The organism is Cupriavidus malaysiensis (assembly GCF_001854325.1).
Taxonomy (GTDB): domain Bacteria; phylum Pseudomonadota; class Gammaproteobacteria; order Burkholderiales; family Burkholderiaceae; genus Cupriavidus; species Cupriavidus malaysiensis.
This window is the reverse complement of the sequence record NZ_CP017754.1, coordinates 690,316-706,620: the sequence shown is the minus strand read 5'-3', so window position 1 is coordinate 706,620 and position 16,305 is coordinate 690,316. Positions and strand designations below refer to the sequence as shown.

Here is a 16,305-nt window from a genome sequence, read left to right as displayed (position 1 = left end):
GCGGCGCCCCCGGGGCGCGGCCGCCAGGCTTCGGTATTGGACCTTAGGGCTTGGGCAGCTTGACCGGACGCTGCCAGGCGTCCAGGGTCATCTGCTTGGCGCGCGACAGGGTCAGCTTGTCGGCGGGCGCCTCCTTGGTCAGCGTGGTGCCGGCACCGATGGTGGCGCCGCGCCGGATCGTGACCGGGGCCACCAGCTGGGTATCGGAACCGATGAAGACATCGTCCTCGATCACGGTGCGATGCTTGTTGACGCCATCGTAGTTGCAGGTGATGGTGCCGGCGCCGATGTTGACGCGCGAACCCACCGTGGCGTCGCCCACGTAGGCCAGGTGGTTGGCCTTGCTATGGGCGGCGATGCGGCTGTTCTTCACCTCGACGAAGTTGCCGATGTGCACGTCCTCGCCCAGTTCCGCGCCCGGACGCAGGCGCGCGTAGGGGCCGATGCGCCCGGCCGGGCCGACATGCGCCCCTTCCAGGTGGCAGAACGGCTGCAGCCTGGCCCCGGCATCGACCACGCTGTCGCGGATCACACAGTGCGCGCCCACCTGCACACCGTCGCCCAGGTGCACGCGCCCCTCGAACACGCAGCCGACGTCGATCACCACGTCGCGTCCGCAACTCAGTTCGCCCCGCACATCGATGCGGGCCGGGTCGAGCAGCGTGACGCCGGCCTCCAGCAGGCGCTGCGCCAGGTTACGCTGGTGGATGCGCTCCAGCTCGGCGAGCTGCACCTTGCTGTTGACGCCCAGCGTCTCCCACAGCGCGGCCGGCTGCGCCGACACGATCTCTACACCGTCGGCGGCCGCGCGCGCGACCGTATCGGTCAGGTAGTACTCGCCCTGGGCATTGTCGTTGCCCAGGGTGGCCAGCCAGCGCTGCAGATGGCCGGTCGGGCAGACGATGATGCCGGTGTTGATCTCGCCGATGGCGCGCTCGGCCTCGCTGGCGTCCTTCTGCTCGACGATGCGCACGATGCTGCCGGCGGCATCGCGCACGATGCGCCCGTATCCGGTAGGATCGGACATCTCCACCGTGAGGATGCCGAAGCGCTCCGCGCCGGCTGCGGCGACCAGCCCGGCCAGCGCCGCCGGCGTGGTCAGCGGCACGTCGCCATACAGCACCAGGGTGGGCTGGGCCGGGTCGAGCAGCGGCAGCGCCTGCATCACGGCGTGGCCGGTACCGAGCTGCTCGGTCTGCTCGGCAAATGCGACATCGTCCGCCGCCACCGCCGTGCGCACTTGCTGCGCGCCATGGCCGACTACCACGACCAGGCGCGAGGGCGACAGGGAGCGCGCGGTATCGATCACATGGGCCAGCAGGGGCCGGCCGGCCAGCGGGTGCAGTACCTTGGGCAGATCGGAGTGCATCCGCTTGCCTTTGCCCGCGGCGAGAATGACGATATTCACAAGGAGATTCCTAAGTGAGTGAGTCCGAGACGAATTGGAATTCTGTTCTGTGCACTTATCGCAATACCCCCCGCCAGAAGGGACAGGGAATATCTTTTTCATCTCCCGGAAAGCCTTGCCAGGCTTGGGCTGGCGGGCATCCCGGATACATGCGTTTGGTGCGCGGCGATTTTAGCATGGGGCATTCGGGAAGACCCTCGGGTATTGCTGAAATTTACACTCGCGCACATCGGAATCGATCGCTGATTTTCACGATAATCACATTTCTTGCAATGTTCGCGCTGTCGGGCTGCAGCGCGCTCAAGCTCGGCTACCAGCAAGGGGACCGGCTCGCCTACTGGTGGGTCGACCACTACGTGGACGTCAACGATGCGCAGGCAGCGCCCACGCGCGAGGCCATCGCGCGCTTCTTCGCCTGGCACCGCAAGGAACAATTGCCCGAGATCGTCAGCCTGCTGGCGCAGGCCAAGGCGCAGGTGCAGCAGAACGTCGATGTGGCCGGCCTCGCGCGGCTGCAGCAGGACAGCCAGCGGCTGGCGCGCGAAGCCTATGAGCGGGCGCTGCCGGACGTGGCCGACCTGGTGCTGTCGCTGGACACGCGACAGATCGCGCGCATGCAGGCCAAGCTCGCCGAGGGCAATGAAAAGTACCGCAAGAAGTTCCTCGGTGGCGGCGCCGACGATCGCGAGGACGCCCGCTTCGACAAGGTGATGGAGTACGCCAAGCTGATCTACGGGCGCTTCTCGGACACGCAGGAAGCGGCCATCCGCGGGGCCATGGCACCGCTGGTGGCCGGCGCGCAGGCGCGCTACGCCGAGCGCCTGGCACGGCAGCAGGAATGGCTGGCGCTGGTGCGGCGCGCGCAGGCTGAACATCCGCCGCGCGCCCAGCTGATCGCGTGGCTGAAGCGCTACGGCGAGCACTGGCAGACCGCCCCGGACGCTGAACGCGAGAGCCGCCGGCAGGCCTACAACGATGCCGGCCTGGCGCTGGCGGCCACCATCGCCGGCCTGGCCACGCCGGAGCAGCGCCGGCATGCGGTGGAACGCCTGCAGGGATGGATCGACGACGCGCAGGCGCTGCAGCGCGAGGGCGCGCGCGTGGTGCCGCGCCAGGCCGCCAACTGAGCCGCAAACGCGGCCGGCCGAGGGGGAGAAAAGGAGAAGGAAGCGGAAGAGGGAACCGCGAAAGGGGCCGTGCGCCGCTAGCCGGCGACGCGGTCCATGCCGGCTTCCGCCGCCGGCGGCTCCGCTGCCTGCGGCGCCGGGGCCGCCGGGCGCTCGAAGCGCACGAACTCCATGCGGTTGGACTCGACGTTGCCGGTGAAGACCAGCGGCTGCTGGCTGAAGGTGCTGTCGCCGAACAGCGACGCCTCGTCGACCTTGGCCAGGCCGGTGGCCAGGCCATTGAAATCGAACAGGTCCGTATCGGCCAGGTGGGACGGCACCACGTTGCGCAGCGCCGCGAAGATATTGTCGATGCGGCCGGGGTTCTGCCGCTCCCAGTCCTGCAGCATCTCCGCCACCTTCTTGCGCTGCAGGTTTTCCTGCGAGCCGCACAGGTTGCAAGGGATGATGGGGAATTCCATCGCGCGCGCATAGGCCGCGATATCCTTCTCCGGGCAATAGGCCAGCGGACGGATCACGATGTGCTGGCCGTCGTCGGTCGCCAGCTTGGGCGGCATGGACTTCATCTTGCCGCCGAAGAACATGTTCAGGAAGAAGGTCTGGACGATGTCGTCGCGGTGGTGGCCCAGCGCGATCTTGTTGGCCCCCAGTTCCTTGGCCGTGCGGTAGATCACGCCGCGGCGCAGGCGCGAGCACAGCGAGCAGGTGGTCTTGCCCTCCGGCACCTTCTCCTTGACGATGGAATAGGTGTCGGCTTCGACGATCACGTACTCGACGCCGGTCGACTTCAGGTACTCGGGCAGCACATGCTCGGGAAAGCCCGGCTGCTTTTGGTCCAGGTTCATCGCGATCAGCTTGAAGCGGATCGGCGCGCGCTTCTGCAGCGCCATCAGGACCGACAACAGGGTGTAGGAATCCTTGCCGCCCGACAGGCACACCATCACCGTGTCGCCATCCTCGATCATCTTGAAGTCGCCGATGGCGCGGCCGGTCTGCGACTGCAGGAAGGTCTCCAGGCGGTAGAAGTTCTTCGAATGGGTGGCGGTGGTCATGGCGGTAGGAACTCGACGAGCTGGGCCGGGGCGCCAAAAGCGCCCGATACGGCACCCGGCAGCAGGGATCGCCGCCGAACCGCGTATTTTAGCCTGCCGGCGCGGATGGCGCCGGCGGGGCCGCGGCTGCGCGAGCGCAATGGCGCTTCAGGCGCTTCAGGCGCCTGCGCTCTTGATGTGGAAGACTTCCACGCCGACCGAGTCGCAGTCCGGATAGACGTCGGGCTTCTCGGTCGACACCCGCACGGCGCGCACTTTGGGATGCTTGAGCATGGCACGCGCCACGTCGTCGCACAGGGTTTCCTGCAGGTGCACATGGCCCTGGGCCATGCGCTCGGACACCGTGCTGCGCATGAAATCGTAGTCGACCACCTCGTGCAGCTTGTCGTCCTGCGGGGTGCTCTGGGCCAGCGGCACGTAGAGGTCGATATTGATCAGCACGCGCTGTTCGCCTTTCTTCTCGAACTCATGCACGCCGATATTGATCTGGACCTCGTAGTTGCGCAGGAACAGGCGGCGGCAGTCCTGCAGGCTGGGATGGGAAAGGGCGGCGGGCATGGTCATGATGCGATGGAAAGCCTTGGGGAGTGCTGGGGGAAGCGCGGCCGGCGCTGCACGCGCGCGGACGCCAGGGTAACAGGAGAGACGGGCGGCACGACGGCCGCCCGGCGGGTCATTCGGTCAGGAACATCACGTCGCGGGCCAGCGGCATCAGGTGCTGGCCGCCGTCGACGAACAAGGTGGTGCCGGTGACGGCACGTGCCTGCGCCAGGTAGGCCACCGCATCGGCGATGTCCTCCGGCGTGGACGACTGGCCGAGCGGTGTCATACGGTGGGCGCGCTTGAAACCCGGTCCGCTCTGCTCGCCCGACACCAGCGTGATGCCCGGCGCCACGCCGACCACGCGCAGCTTGGGCGCCAGCGCCTGCGCCAGCTGCATGGTGGCCGTCTGCAGGGCCGCCTTGGACAGCGTATAGGACAGGAAGTCCGGGTTCAGGTTGTTCAGCTTCTGGTCGAGCAGGTTGATCACCACGCCGCGCTTGTTGCTGCCGAGCGCCTTGTGCAGCTCGCGCGCCAGCAGCAGCGGCGCAGCCACGTTGGTGCGCATATGCGTATCGAGCGAGCCGTAGGAAAAGCTGGTCGCCACGTCATACTGGAACAGCGAGGCATTGTTGACCAGGCAGGTCGGCACGCCCAGCGCGGCGGTACAGGCGGCGATCAGGCCGGCGGTGGCGGCCTCGTCGGCGAGGTCGGCCTGCAGCACGGCGGCGCGGCGGCCGGCGGCGCGGATCAGCCCGGCCACCTCTTCGGCCTCCTCGCGCGAGCGGTGGCAGTGCACCGCGACGTCCCAGCCGCGCGCGGCCAGTTCCAGCGCGATCGCGCGCCCGAGCCGGCGGGCGCCGCCGGTGACGAGGGCCACGCCCAGGGTGGTGCCGGCGGCGGCGCCGCTGCCGCTCACGGCGGAACGGGAAGTTGAATCTGGCATTGCTACAATCGCGATATGCAGAAAGGCCTTAGTTTACCCCTTCCCCCGGACGATGCGCTGGCCGCGTCGGCGGCCCTGTCCGTGCGCATCGGCGATGCCATCGATGCCGCCGGCGGCTGGCTCGGCTTCGACCGCTATATGTCGATGGCGCTGTACGAGCCCGGCCTGGGCTATTACAGCGGCGGCGCCGCCAAGTTCGGCCGCGACGCGCGCGACGGCAGTGACTTCATCACCGCCCCGGAACTGAGTCCCTTCTTCGCCCGCACGCTGGCGCGCCAGTTCGCTCCGCTGCTGGCCGGCGGGCTGCCCGCGCTGATGGAATTCGGCGCCGGCACGGGCCGGTTGGCGGCCGACCTGCTGCTGGGGCTGGAGGCGGAAGGCGCGCTGCCGGAACGCTATGACATCGTCGAGCTGTCCGGCGAGCTGCGCGCGCGCCAGCAGGCCACGCTGGCCGAGCGCGCGCCGCAGCTGGCCGCGCGCGTACACTGGCTGGACACCCTGCCGGCGCATTTCGACGGCGTGGTGGTCGGCAACGAGGTGCTGGATGCGATGCCGGTGCGCCTGTTCGCGCGCCTGGACGGACGCTGGCACGAGCGTGGCGTGGCACGTCACGCCGACCCCGACGTGCCCGGCTTCGCCTTCTCCGACCGCATGCTGGCGCCGGACGAGGTGGCCCCGCAACTGCTGGCGCTGGCCGGCACGCACGATGTGGTGACCGAGACCCACGCCGAGGCCGAGGGCTTCGTGCGTGCGATCGGCGCCATGCTGTCGCGCGGCGCCGCCTTCTTCGTCGACTATGGCTTCCCGGCGGCCGAGTACTACCACCCGCAGCGCGCCGAAGGCACGCTGATGTGCCACTATCGCCACCACGCCCACCCCGACCCCTTCCTCTATCCCGGCCTGCAGGACATCACCGCGCACGTGAATTTCAGCGGCATCGCCCACGCGGGCGTCGATGCCGGACTGGAAGTGGCCGGCTTCGCCTCGCAGGCGCGCTTCCTGATGAACGCCGGCATCACCGAGCTGCTGATGGCGCTGGACCCGTCCGACGTGAACCGCTTCCTGCCGGCGGCCAACGGCGTGCAGAAGCTGCTGTCCGAGGCCGAGATGGGCGAGCTGTTCAAGGTGATCGCGCTGACGCGCGGGCTGCAGGACCTGCCGGCGGCGCAGCCGCTGGCAGGCTTCGCGCGCGGCGACCGCAGCCACGCGCTCTGAACGGCCACGGACAGGGGGGCGACGAGCCATGCTGCGCTGGACCTTCACCATCTTCCTCAGCGTGGTCGTGCTGTCGGCGGCGCTGCCGTGGCTGCAGAAGCTGGGCATCGGCCGCCTGCCGGGCGACGTGCGCTTCCGCCTGTTCGGCCGCGAGTACGTGCTGCCCTTCGCCTCCACCATCCTGCTGTCGCTGCTGGCGCTGATGCTCGGCCGGCTGCTCTAGGCCGACGACCGACCCGGCTTCCCGCCCTTCCCTTCCTGACCGCGCCCTAAGGCTCCAGGCGCGCCTGCACGGCGGCCACGCGCGCTTCATGCACGCGCTCGCGGATGCGCTCCACGTCGTTGCCGCAGGCACGCGCGATGGCCCCGGCATCGACGCCGGCCGCGGCTTCGCGTGCGGCCGACAGCCGCGCGGCCTGCGGGTAGGCGCGCGTCTCGAAGCCGAGGCGGCCGCGCACGTCGGCCTCGCAGGCCTGCAGTGCCTGGGCGAAGCGCTCCGGCTTGCGCAGCGCATCGCAGCGCTCCAGCAGCCGCACCAGCGCGGCAGCGCCGAAGGTGTCCGAGCGGTGGATGTTGCCATGTTCGCGCGCTACCAGCAGCGCCAGGTCGCGGCAGTCGTTGGGCACGCGCAGGCGCTGGCACACCGCCGTCAGCAGTTCGACGCCGCGCTGCTCGTGGCCGAGATGGCGCGGCAGCACATCCTCGGGCGTGGTGCCCTTGCCCAGGTCATGCGCCAGTGCCGCGAAACGCACCGGCAGCGGTGCGCCCATCGCGGCGGCGGTGTCGATGACCATCATCACATGCACGCCGGTGTCCACCTCGGGATGGTGGTCGGCACGCTGCGGCACGCCCCACAGGCGGTCGAGCTCGGGCAGCAGCCGGGCCAGCGCGCCGCAAGCGCGCAGCACCTCGAACATGCGCGAGGGACGCGTCTCCATCAGCCCCCGCGCCAGCTCCTGCCAGACGCGCTCCGCCACCAGGGCGTCCACCTCGCCGCCGTCGACCATCGCGCGCATCAGCAGCGCGGTCTCCGGCGCCACCTGAAAATCGGCGAAACGCGCGGCGAAGCGGCCGACGCGCAGGATGCGCACGGGATCCTCGACGAAGGCCTCGGACACGTGGCGGAACAGCCGCGCCTCCAGGTCGCGCCGGCCGCCGAACGGGTCGATGACAGGACCGGTGAGCGCGCCGTCCGGGCCCACCTCGCGCGCCATCGCATTGATGGTCAGGTCGCGCCGGACCAGGTCTTCCTCCAGCGTGACGTCGGGCGCGCAGTAGAAATCGAAACCCTTGTAGCCGGCCGCGGTCTTGCGCTCGGTACGCGCCAGCGCATACTCCTCGCGCGTGCGCGGGTGGAGGAAGACCGGGAAATCCTTGCCGACCGGCTTGTAGCCGGCCGCTTCCATCTCGGCCGGCGTGGCGCCGACCACCACGTAGTCGCGGTCCTGGCTGGGGCGTCCCAGCAGGCTGTCGCGGATGGCTCCGCCCACGGCGTAGACCTGCATCGCCAATCCTTCCCGCGCCGCTCAGCCGATGATGATGGCGTCGGCCCGCTCGGGCGCCAGACGATAGGGCTCGTCGGCCACCACGAACTCGCGCTCCGCGCGCGCGCCGGCGATCCATTGCTGCATCGACGGCAGCGCCAGGATGAAATCGGCGTAGGCCTTGGCCGCGTCTGGCAGGTGGATGCCATAGGTGGCGAAGCGGCTCACCACCGGCGCATAGTAGGCGTCGGCCACGGTGAAGTCGCCGAACAGGAACGGGCCGCGCGCCGCATTGCGCTCGCGCAGCTCGCCCCAGATGCGCGCGACGCGCTCCACGTCGCGCTGCACGGCGACGTTCCAGCCGCGCCCGGGCAGCACCGCGGTGGCGTTCATCGGCAGCTGGCTGCGCAGGTTGGCGAAACCGGCATGCATCTCGGCGCAGATGGCGCGCGCATGGGCGCGCTCGGCCGGATCAGCCGGCCACAGCCGCTTCTCGGGCAGGCGCTCGGCCACGTACTCGGAAATGGCCAGCGAGTCCCACACCACCACGCTGCCGTCGATCAGCACCGGCACCTTGGCGGCCGGCGAATAGCGTGCGATCTGCTCGGCCGAGCCCGGCGCGAACAGCGAGACGGGAATCTCCTCGAAGTCGACGCCGGCCTGGCGCAGCAGCAGCCAGGGACGCAGCGACCAGGACGAATAATTCTTGTTGCCGATGACGAGCTTCATCGTGGATTTCCTTGCAGGCGGGGGAGACGGCCGACGCCAAGTGGCGTGGACCTGTCATTCTAGCCAGCCACGCCGGCCGCGCCAAATGAATTGCATTGGCAAGGGCTGTGAATGCCGGTCACATCGCCGGCCGCATCGCCGGCCGCATCGCCGCGCCCGGCCCGCGCCTCAACGGTGCACGCTGCCCCGCCATCCCTGCAGTTCGGCATCGCGCGTGCGCCCTGCCAGCACTTCGGTCATCACCGATTCCAGGCTGGCGGGATGGATGCCCAGCTCCGCCGCCATCGGTGCGCTCAGCACATTGTCCAGGCGCATCGAGTCGAGGTTGTCGCGCGTGACCAGCGGCTGGCCCGGCATGTGCTCGAGCATCGCGGCTTCCACCCGCGCGAGGGCATCGGGCAGGGCCAGCACGGGCCGCGGATGGCCCGAGGCGCGGCCGGCGAAACGCACCAGTTCCTCCAGTGTGTAGACCTGCGGCCCGCCCAGTTCGAAGATGCGGCGGATGGTCGCCTTGCTCGCCACGGCGTTGACCATGGCCTGGGCCAGGTCCTGCACGTAGATGGGCTGGAACCTGGCCTGCGCGCAAGCCAGCGGCACCAGCGGCACGACTTCCTGCATCTGCGCGAACATATTGAGGAAGTGGTCGTCGGGGCCGAACACCACCGAGGGCCGGAAGATGGTCCAGTCGAGATCGCTGTCGCGCACCGCCAGCTCGCCGTCGCCCTTGCTGCGCAGGTACATCGAAGGGCCGGCGCTGTCGGCGCCGAGTGCGCTCGTGTGCAGCAGGCGGCGGACGCCGGTGCGCCCGCACGACGCCAGGATGCGTTCGGGCAACTGGACGTGGGCGGCGGCGAAGGCCGGGCCGTAGGGATCGGCGCGCTCTCCATGCAGCACGCCGGCGAGATTGATGACGATGCCGTCGACACCGAGCCCGCCGATCGCCGCGTCGAGCGCGGCGTCATCGTCCAGCCCCAGCTCGACCACCTCGACCCGCGGCAGCAGCAGCAGGTGCTGGGCATGTTCGACGTCGCGGGTGGCGACCACGATACGTTCCGGCGCGATCGGCGGGGAAGTCAGTGTGCCGGGCTCGAGCGGGGCGCTGGAGGCGCAGGCGACACCCGCCAGCCGCGAGACGAGATGGGTGCCGATGAATCCGGCCCCGCCGATGACGAGTACAGCGCTGGTCTGCATGGCAGGCTCCCTCCATGACGCAGAAACCGGGGGGGCGCCGTCGCCCCGCCCCGCCGGTCCACGCCGCCCGCCGGCCGCTCAGGGCAGGTTGGTGGCGGTGACCGTCGACGGCGCGATCGTGCCCAGCCTGGCCTTGAGCGACTGAGGCCGACCGCTCATCAATGCAGCATAGTACGTCGCATTCGAAAGCACATTCTTGACATAGCCCCGGGTCTCGCTGAACGGGATGGTTTCGGCGAAGATCGCGCCCTCCACCGCCCGCGGCAGGCTGGAGCGCCAGTTCTTGGGCCGTCCCGGACCGGCGTTGTAGCCGGCCGAGGCCAGCGTGTACGAGCTGTCCAGGTCGGTGAAGACCATGTTCAGGTAGTTGGTGCCGAGCACGATGTTGATGTTGGGGTCGCCCATCATCGACGGCGAGAAGTCCGCCATGCCGATCTTGCGCGCGACGTAGCGCGCCGTGGCCGGCATCACCTGCATCAGGCCGTGGGCACCGGCCGACGAGCGTGCGTTCATGATGAAGCGGGACTCCTGCCGGATCAGGCCATAGGCCCAGGCCAGGTCCAGGCCGACGTCATCGGTGGCGCGCTGCATCAGGTCGCGGTAAGGCATCAGGAAACGCAGCGAGAAGTCATGCTCCGCCTGGGTGCGGTCGGCGGTATTGACGGCACGGTCGAGCAGCTCGATGCGGCGCGCGTACTCGGCGGCGGCCAGCAGCTGGCGGTCGGTCATGCCGCGCAGTTCCCAGTTCCATTCGCGGTTGCCTTCGAAGCGCAGGTTCAGGTCGTAGAACTTCTGCGCGCGCAGGAAGCCGGGCCGGGCCCGCATGCTGTCGACGTCGGCGTCGCTGACGGTGGCACGGGGCGGCACCACGGTGCGGTTGCCCAGTTCCTCGTTGGCCAGCTGGCCGTAGAAGTTGAATTGCCCGGCGATCGACTGGAACTGCTGCTGCGCTTCATCGTTGCGCCCGGCCGCCTTCAGCGCGCGGCCGTACCAATAGGTCCAGGCCGGGTCCTTGGCGCGCAGTTCGGGGCGCATCTGCTCGATCGCCTGGCGCACCATGCTCCAGTCGCCCTGGCGCAGCGCAGCGCGCACGCGCCATTCCTGGGTATCGTCCGACAGCCACTGGTTGCCGCCCAGCGACAGCTGGCGACGGTAGTAGTCGACCGCCTCGGGCATCAGCTTCTTGGCGGCGAACTGGCCGACCACGCCCCAGGCCGCGCCCAGCTGCTCGGGCGACAGTCCCGCGCCGCTGGCGGCGAGATAGGCCGCCGCCTGGCGCGGATCGTTGCGCGCCATCTTGACCACCATGGCCAGCGTATCGCCATCGGCACCCGGCGCGGGCAGCGTGGCGGCGATCTTGCCGGCCAGGGTCACGTAGTTCTGCTCGAGCGCCAGGCGCGCCTGGTAGGCCACGTCCGCGGCCGACATCTGCCGGCCCTGGGCCAGGGTGCCGATCAGGTCGACGCAACCCTCGCCGTAGTAGCGCGGGTCGGTCAGCGTGCTGCGTGCCTGGGCCGACACGTCCTGGCCCTTGAGCACGCGCGAGAGCAGCGCGTAGCACTCGACCTGGGTGTCGTCCTTCAGCACGAACTTCGGGTACTCGGCGTCGAAACCGTTCCAGTCGTGGCGCTTGCCCAGCACCAGCAGCCAGTCGTTGCGCATGCGGTCGGCGATGGCATCGCCCTGGTAGCGCTGCAGGAAGGCCCGCACCTGGTCGTCGGGCGCGTCCACGCGCGCCAGGCCGCTGGCATCGAACAGCTGCGGCTTGATGCGGAAATACTCGACGTAGGAGGGAATGGGGTAGTCGACCAGGGTGGCCGACAAGGCATTGGCGCGGTCGGCGTCATTCTTGCGCGCGGCCTCGCGCAGCGCGGTGAAGGCATCGTCCGGATTGCCGGGGATGACCGCCGCCTGGGGCTGCGGCCGCTTCTGGGCGAATGCCGAGCCGGCAAGCAGCATGCAAGACAGCGCCACGCAGGCGACCCGTCCGGCACGCTGCAGATATACTCCCTTGAGCATTCTTGACATCCTTGTTGATGTGGTTGACGGCGCGACGGCACATAGCACTTGCGGCCGTCGCGCCCATGTTCGGTAGATTGCAGACATTATCCCACGCCATGCCCGCGCAACACGACGCGATTTCCGCCGCGCCGGCCGAATCCTCCGCACCCTCCGGCACCGACCGCGCCGCCCTGCGCCGCCGCCTGCTGGCGCTGCGCGAGACCCTGCCGCAGCGTGCGCAAGCCGATGCGCGCATCGAGGCCGCCCTGGCGGCCCTGCTGGCGCGCCTGCCGGTGCGCTGCCTCGGCTTCTACTGGCCCATCCAGCACGAGTTCGACGCGCGCGCGCTGCTGGCGCGCTGGCTGGCGGAGGCTCCCGGCCGCGAGGCCGCGCTGCCGGTGGTCAGCGCGCCGGGCGCGCCGCTCGACTTCCACCTGTGGGAACCCGCCACGCCGATGCGCAGCGGGCGCTACGGCATCCCCGTGCCCGACGGCAGCGCGCCGGCGACGCCCGACGCGCTGCTGATACCGTGTGTCGGCTTCAGCGACGGAAAGTTCCGCCTCGGCTATGGCGGCGGCTTCTACGACCGCACGCTGGCGGCGGCCGCGCCACGGCCGCTCGCCATCGGCATCGGCTTCGATGCCTGCCGCGTGGTGCTGCCACCACAGGCGCACGACCTGCCGATGGACTGGATCGTCAGCGAGAGCGGGGCGTTCTAGGCGTTCGGGACGTTCAAGGCGGCCTCGCCGTCGCCCGCGCCCGCCAGCAGTTCGTCGACCAGCGCCCGCATGTGGCGCCAGTGCGAGCCCTCCCAGAAGACGCGCCGGCAATGCGGACAGGTCACGAAGCGCTCATGGCGCGCCAGCACCGCCGACGGCACGCGCCCGTCCGCCTCGGCGCGCGGCAGCGGCGCCAGCGGCACGTTGCAGTCCAGGCATAGCGCGAAGGGGCGCGCGCTGCGCGCGAGGTCGAGCCGCGCGAAGATCTCGCGCACCTGCTGTGCCGGCTTGAGCGTGCGCACGTAGCAGCCATGGTCGATGCCGCGGCGCTTGAGCAGTTCGCGGTCGCGCGTCAGCACCACGCGGTTCTCGCTGGCGGCCAGGCGGGCGATCTCGCGGTCCTCGAAGTGGTTGTCATAGAGCGTGTCGAAGCCGGTCATGCGCAGCAGGTGGGCCAGCCCGCCGAGGTGGGCATCGGCGACGAAGCGCAGCACCCGCAGCGGGCGCTCACGCACGCGCAGCAGCGGCGTGATATCGAGGCGCTCGAAGGTCGGATAGACCGACACGCGGTCGCCGTCGGCCAGCCGGCGCGAAAAGTCGGACGACACACCGTTCACCAGCACCAGCTCGACCTCGGTATGGGGCACGCCCAGCGCCTCGATCATGTGCTTGACGGTGGCGGCGCGCGCGCAGGCGCAGCCGATCTCCCGGCCGCGCTGGTCCGGCGGCAGGAAGTCGTTCAGTTCTTCGTAGAAGCGGAAGGTGGCGTACGCCATCGGGCTTTCCGTCTCGTCACGGCCGTTCGCGCAGTATGGCACCGCCGCAACACAATGTCTGCATCGACCAGACATCCGTTCACGACGCTGCCATATTTCTCCGGCACCCTCCCGGTCTGTCTCAAACAGGGAGAACACAACCATGAGAAGGATTTCCGTCATCGCGGCGGCAGTGATGTCGGTCGCGCTCGCATCGTGCGGCGGCGACGACAACAGCAACCCGACCACGCAGGGGTCGACCGAGAAGCCCCAGGCCAGCACGCCACCGACCAAGAACGTCGTCTTCTTCCTCGGCGACGGCATGGGCATGACCACCATGACCGCCGCGCGCATCTACAAGGTGGGCGAGGACGGTGACCTGACCATGGACACGCTGCCCGAGAGCGGCTTCGTGCGGACCTACTCCAACAACGCCCAGGTCACCGACAGCGCGCCGTCGATGGCGGCCTACATGACCGGCGTCAAGATGAACAACGAAGTCATCTCGATGACGCCGGAGACGAGCGCCTTCGACGCCAACGGCAAGGACTACCTGTCCGGCGCCGACAGCACCTGCCCGTCGAGCGGCAACGGCAAGAGCGTACCGACTCTTCTTGAACAAATGAAGGCAGCCGGCTACGGCACCGGCGTGGTCACCACCACCCGTATCACGCACGCCACGCCGGCGGCCACCTACGCCCACATCTGCCACCGCGACGGCGAGAACACCATCGCCGCCCAGCTGGTGCCGAAGGGCGCGGGCTTCAACGGCGCGCTGGGCGACGGCGTCGACGTAGTCTTCGGCGGCGGCCGCAAGCACTTCCAGAACAAGGCCGCGGGTGGTGCCCGCACCGACAACCGTGACCTCGTCGCCGAGTTCAAGGCCGCCGGCTACACCTATGCGGCCAACAAGTCGGACTTCGACAAGATCGGCAGCAGCGCCGCCAAGGTGGTGGGCCTGTTCAACTCGAGCCACATGGCTTACGACCTGGACCGCGACCCGGCTGCCGAGCCGAGCCTGGCCGAGATGACCGGCAAGGCCATCGACGTGCTGGCCGCCAAGAAGAAGGGCTTCTTCCTGATGGTGGAAGGCGGCCGCATCGACCATGCGCTGCACGAGACCACCGCGCGCAAGGCGCTGCAGGACACCGTCGCCTTCGACAACGCGATCAAGGCGGCCATCGACAAGCTCAACGTGATCGACCCGGGCCTGAAGAACACCCTGATCGTGGTCACCGCCGACCATGACCACACCCTGGTCCTGAACGGCTACGCCAAGCGCACCGGCCCGACCACCGACAGCAACCCGGGCGTGCTCGGCCTGGTGAAGAACTACGTCACCGGCATCGCGAACCCCGACAGCAGCGGTAACCCCTTCACCATCATCGGCTTCGGCAACGGCGAGAACCGCCCGGCGACGCGCACCGCGCTGACCGACGCCGCCGTGTTCGACAAGGCCTACCACCAGGAGGCCGTGATCCCGATGGCGACGGGCGGCGAGACCCACGGCGGCACCGATGTCTTCATCGGCGCCATGGGCAATGGCGCGGCCAGCTTCTCCGGTGTGATGGACAACACCGATGTGTTCGGCCTGATCAAGAAAACGATCGGACTCTAAGCCAACCCGCCACCATTGCACACGGAATAACACCATGAACACCACGATCCGTACCAGCCTGCTGGCGGCTGCCGCCGGCGCCTGCCTGAGCCTGCCCGCGCAAGCGGCCGGCGAGGCCAAGAACGTCATCTTCTTCCTGGGCGACGGCATGGGCCCGACCACCGTCACCGCCTCGCGCATCTACAAGTACGGCGAGACCGGCAGGCTCAACATGGAGTCGCTCAAGCGCACCGCGCGCATCAAGACGTTCTCCAACGACGCGCAGACCACCGACAGCGCGCCCTCGATGGCGGCCTACATGACCGGCGTCAAGATGAACAACGAAGTGCTGTCGATGTCGTCCGATACCAAGGCGGTGGCACCCGGCCTTGATGTCAACAACAACAAGACCATCAACAACTGCCTGCCCTCCAACGGCAAGTCGGTGCCCACGCTGCTGGAACTGGCCAAGGCGCGCGGCAAGGCGGTCGGCGCCATCACCACCACCGAGCTGACGCATGCCACCCCGGCGGCGACCTACTCGCACATCTGCCACCGCGACGCGCAATATGACATCGCCGCACAGGCGGTGCCGGGCGGCGCCGGCTTCAACGCGGCGCTGCTCGACGGCGTCGACGTGCTGATGGGCGGCGGCCGCAACCACTGGACGCCGTACGACGCCACCACCAACAAGCGCGGCCGCGCCGACGGGCGCAACCTGCTGACCGAACTGCAGGCCAAGGGCTACACCGTGCTGTCGACCCGCAACGAGATGATGCAGGCCAGCGGCGGCAAGCTGGTCGGCCTGTTCAGCTCGAACAGCCACCTCGAGTACGAGATCGACCGCGTGGCCGGCAAGGGCGAAGGCGCGACCCAGCCCAGCCTGGCCGACATGACCGCCAAGGCGATCGAGACGCTGTCGAAGAACGGCAACGGCTACTTCCTGATGGTCGAGGGCGGCCGCATCGACCACGCGCTGCACGGCACCAATGCCAAGCGCGCGCTGGAAGACACCATCGCCTTCGACGACGCCATCAAGCGCGCGCTGTCCATGGTGGACCTGTCGAACACGCTGGTCGTGGTCACCGCCGACCACGACCACACCATGACCATCAACGGCTACTCGCACCGCGGCAACCCGATCCTGGGCACGGTCACCGACATCAAGACCAAGCAGACCGCGCTGGCAGCGGACGGTATGCCCTACACCACCCTGGTATTCGGCAACGGCGGCACGCCGCGCAAGCCCACGCGAGACAATCCCGCGCTGGTGGACACCACCGCCAACGACTACCTGCAGGAAGTCGGCGTGAACATGGGCTCGCCCGGCTCGGAAACGCACGGCGGCGGCGACGTGATGCTGTTCTCCTCCGGCCCGGGCAGCGCCCCGCTGAAGGGCACGCTGGACAACACCAAGGTGTTCGGCGTGGTCAAGTCGGCCCTGGGCCTCTGATCCCGTCCTCGATGCCGGCCGGGCGGCTCGTGCCCGGCCGGGCTTGCGCGCGCCGGCCCAGCCGGCGCGCGCCTTTTCACTGCCTCAC

15 protein-coding genes are annotated in these 16,305 nt (G+C 69.2%); 6 read left to right on the top strand and 9 right to left on the bottom strand.

From position 1 onward, the window contains the following. Positions 1 to 43: 43 nt before the first annotated feature. On the bottom strand, positions 44 to 1,408 hold the full coding sequence (gene glmU / locus BKK80_RS03025) for a bifunctional UDP-N-acetylglucosamine diphosphorylase/glucosamine-1-phosphate N-acetyltransferase GlmU (protein ID WP_071010813.1): 1,365 nt from the start codon (positions 1,406 to 1,408) through the stop codon (positions 44 to 46). Positions 1,409 to 1,680: 272 nt separating this feature from the next. Here glmU and BKK80_RS03020 point away from each other — a divergent pair, with 272 nt between their 5' ends. Further along, positions 1,681 to 2,535 carry a DUF6279 family lipoprotein gene (locus BKK80_RS03020; protein ID WP_071068577.1) on the top strand — a complete coding sequence of 285 codons (855 nt, stop codon included), beginning with the start codon at positions 1,681 to 1,683 and terminating at the stop codon, positions 2,533 to 2,535. Between the two features lie 77 nt (positions 2,536 to 2,612). Here BKK80_RS03020 and ttcA read toward each other — a convergent pair whose 3' ends face one another. The 3 genes from ttcA to BKK80_RS03005 form a co-directional block, all read right to left on the bottom strand. Then, on the bottom strand, positions 2,613 to 3,587 hold the full coding sequence (gene ttcA / locus BKK80_RS03015; RefSeq protein WP_071037574.1) for a tRNA 2-thiocytidine(32) synthetase TtcA: 975 nt from the start codon (positions 3,585 to 3,587) through the stop codon (positions 2,613 to 2,615). 156 nt (positions 3,588 to 3,743) lie between these two features. Further along, positions 3,744 to 4,151, bottom strand: coding sequence for a dihydroneopterin aldolase (locus tag BKK80_RS03010; protein ID WP_071010810.1), 408 nt, complete (start codon positions 4,149 to 4,151; stop codon positions 3,744 to 3,746). Between the two features lie 109 nt (positions 4,152 to 4,260). Continuing rightward, positions 4,261 to 5,073 carry an SDR family oxidoreductase gene (locus BKK80_RS03005; RefSeq protein WP_083383920.1) on the bottom strand — a complete coding sequence of 271 codons (813 nt, stop codon included), beginning with the start codon at positions 5,071 to 5,073 and terminating at the stop codon, positions 4,261 to 4,263. A gap of 15 nt (positions 5,074 to 5,088) precedes the next feature. On the opposite strand from BKK80_RS03005, the gene BKK80_RS03000 reads away from it, so the two are divergent. Both BKK80_RS03000 and BKK80_RS02995 read left to right on the top strand, forming a co-directional pair. Then, positions 5,089 to 6,288 (top strand): class I SAM-dependent methyltransferase, encoded by a 1,200-nt coding sequence (locus BKK80_RS03000; protein WP_071037575.1) that lies wholly within the window; start codon positions 5,089 to 5,091, stop codon positions 6,286 to 6,288. 28 nt (positions 6,289 to 6,316) lie between these two features. Then, the gene (locus tag BKK80_RS02995) at positions 6,317 to 6,511 is read left to right on the top strand and encodes a DUF2905 domain-containing protein (RefSeq protein WP_071010808.1); all 195 of its coding nucleotides are present in this window, start codon (positions 6,317 to 6,319) and stop codon (positions 6,509 to 6,511) included. 46 nt (positions 6,512 to 6,557) lie between these two features. On the opposite strand, the gene BKK80_RS02990 is transcribed toward BKK80_RS02995, so the two are convergent. The 4 genes from BKK80_RS02990 to BKK80_RS02975 all read right to left on the bottom strand — a co-directional run bounded on the left by BKK80_RS02990 (position 6,558) and on the right by BKK80_RS02975 (position 11,711). Then, positions 6,558 to 7,793 (bottom strand): multifunctional CCA addition/repair protein, encoded by a 1,236-nt coding sequence (locus BKK80_RS02990; protein WP_071037576.1) that lies wholly within the window; start codon positions 7,791 to 7,793, stop codon positions 6,558 to 6,560. Positions 7,794 to 7,814: 21 nt separating this feature from the next. Further along, on the bottom strand, positions 7,815 to 8,501 hold the full coding sequence (locus BKK80_RS02985) for a glutathione S-transferase family protein (RefSeq protein WP_071010806.1): 687 nt from the start codon (positions 8,499 to 8,501) through the stop codon (positions 7,815 to 7,817). 168 nt (positions 8,502 to 8,669) lie between these two features. Continuing rightward, positions 8,670 to 9,692 carry a complex I NDUFA9 subunit family protein gene (locus tag BKK80_RS02980; protein ID WP_071010805.1) on the bottom strand — a complete coding sequence of 341 codons (1,023 nt, stop codon included), beginning with the start codon at positions 9,690 to 9,692 and terminating at the stop codon, positions 8,670 to 8,672. Between the two features lie 78 nt (positions 9,693 to 9,770). Then, a complete protein-coding gene (locus BKK80_RS02975) occupies positions 9,771 to 11,711 on the bottom strand; it encodes a lytic transglycosylase domain-containing protein (protein ID WP_071010804.1) in 1,941 nt (646 codons plus the stop codon). Between the two features lie 98 nt (positions 11,712 to 11,809). On the opposite strand from BKK80_RS02975, the gene BKK80_RS02970 reads away from it, so the two are divergent. Then, the gene (locus BKK80_RS02970) at positions 11,810 to 12,412 is read left to right on the top strand and encodes a 5-formyltetrahydrofolate cyclo-ligase (protein WP_071010803.1); all 603 of its coding nucleotides are present in this window, start codon (positions 11,810 to 11,812) and stop codon (positions 12,410 to 12,412) included. Here BKK80_RS02970 and BKK80_RS02965 read toward each other — a convergent pair. After that, the gene (locus tag BKK80_RS02965) at positions 12,409 to 13,188 is read right to left on the bottom strand and encodes a Mut7-C RNAse domain-containing protein (protein WP_071010802.1); all 780 of its coding nucleotides are present in this window, start codon (positions 13,186 to 13,188) and stop codon (positions 12,409 to 12,411) included. The genes BKK80_RS02970 and BKK80_RS02965 overlap by 4 nt on opposite strands. 142 nt (positions 13,189 to 13,330) lie before the next feature. Here BKK80_RS02965 and BKK80_RS02960 point away from each other — a divergent pair, with 142 nt between their 5' ends. Together BKK80_RS02960 and BKK80_RS02955 are read left to right on the top strand one after the other, a co-directional pair. Next, on the top strand, positions 13,331 to 14,785 hold the full coding sequence (locus BKK80_RS02960) for an alkaline phosphatase (protein WP_071068576.1): 1,455 nt from the start codon (positions 13,331 to 13,333) through the stop codon (positions 14,783 to 14,785). A 34-nt stretch (positions 14,786 to 14,819) separates the two neighbouring features. Further along, positions 14,820 to 16,217 carry an alkaline phosphatase gene (locus BKK80_RS02955; protein ID WP_071068575.1) on the top strand — a complete coding sequence of 466 codons (1,398 nt, stop codon included), beginning with the start codon at positions 14,820 to 14,822 and terminating at the stop codon, positions 16,215 to 16,217. The last annotated feature ends 88 nt before the right edge of the window (positions 16,218 to 16,305 follow it).

Bases quoted from the DNA above. Each gene is read 5' to 3' on its own strand.
- BKK80_RS02990 (WP_071037576.1), bottom strand. From the start codon at position 7,793: ATGCAGGTCTACGCCGTGGGCGGAGCCATCCGCGACAGCCTGCTGGGA.
- BKK80_RS02955 (WP_071068575.1), top strand. From the start codon at position 14,820: ATGAACACCACGATCCGTACCAGCCTGCTGGCGGCTGCCGCCGGCGCC.
- BKK80_RS03020 (WP_071068577.1), top strand. From the start codon at position 1,681: ATGTTCGCGCTGTCGGGCTGCAGCGCGCTCAAGCTCGGCTACCAGCAA.
- BKK80_RS03005 (WP_083383920.1), bottom strand. From the start codon at position 5,073: ATGCCAGATTCAACTTCCCGTTCCGCCGTGAGCGGCAGCGGCGCCGCC.
- BKK80_RS03000 (WP_071037575.1), top strand. From the start codon at position 5,089: ATGCAGAAAGGCCTTAGTTTACCCCTTCCCCCGGACGATGCGCTGGCC.
- BKK80_RS02980 (WP_071010805.1), bottom strand. From the start codon at position 9,692: ATGCAGACCAGCGCTGTACTCGTCATCGGCGGGGCCGGATTCATCGGC.
- BKK80_RS02995 (WP_071010808.1), top strand. From the start codon at position 6,317: ATGCTGCGCTGGACCTTCACCATCTTCCTCAGCGTGGTCGTGCTGTCG.
- BKK80_RS03010 (WP_071010810.1), bottom strand. From the start codon at position 4,151: ATGACCATGCCCGCCGCCCTTTCCCATCCCAGCCTGCAGGACTGCCGC.
- BKK80_RS02975 (WP_071010804.1), bottom strand. From the start codon at position 11,711: ATGCTCAAGGGAGTATATCTGCAGCGTGCCGGACGGGTCGCCTGCGTG.
- ttcA (WP_071037574.1), bottom strand. From the start codon at position 3,587: ATGACCACCGCCACCCATTCGAAGAACTTCTACCGCCTGGAGACCTTC.
- BKK80_RS02965 (WP_071010802.1), bottom strand. From the start codon at position 13,188: ATGGCGTACGCCACCTTCCGCTTCTACGAAGAACTGAACGACTTCCTG.
- BKK80_RS02970 (WP_071010803.1), top strand. From the start codon at position 11,810: ATGCCCGCGCAACACGACGCGATTTCCGCCGCGCCGGCCGAATCCTCC.
- BKK80_RS02985 (WP_071010806.1), bottom strand. From the start codon at position 8,501: ATGAAGCTCGTCATCGGCAACAAGAATTATTCGTCCTGGTCGCTGCGT.
- BKK80_RS02960 (WP_071068576.1), top strand. From the start codon at position 13,331: ATGAGAAGGATTTCCGTCATCGCGGCGGCAGTGATGTCGGTCGCGCTC.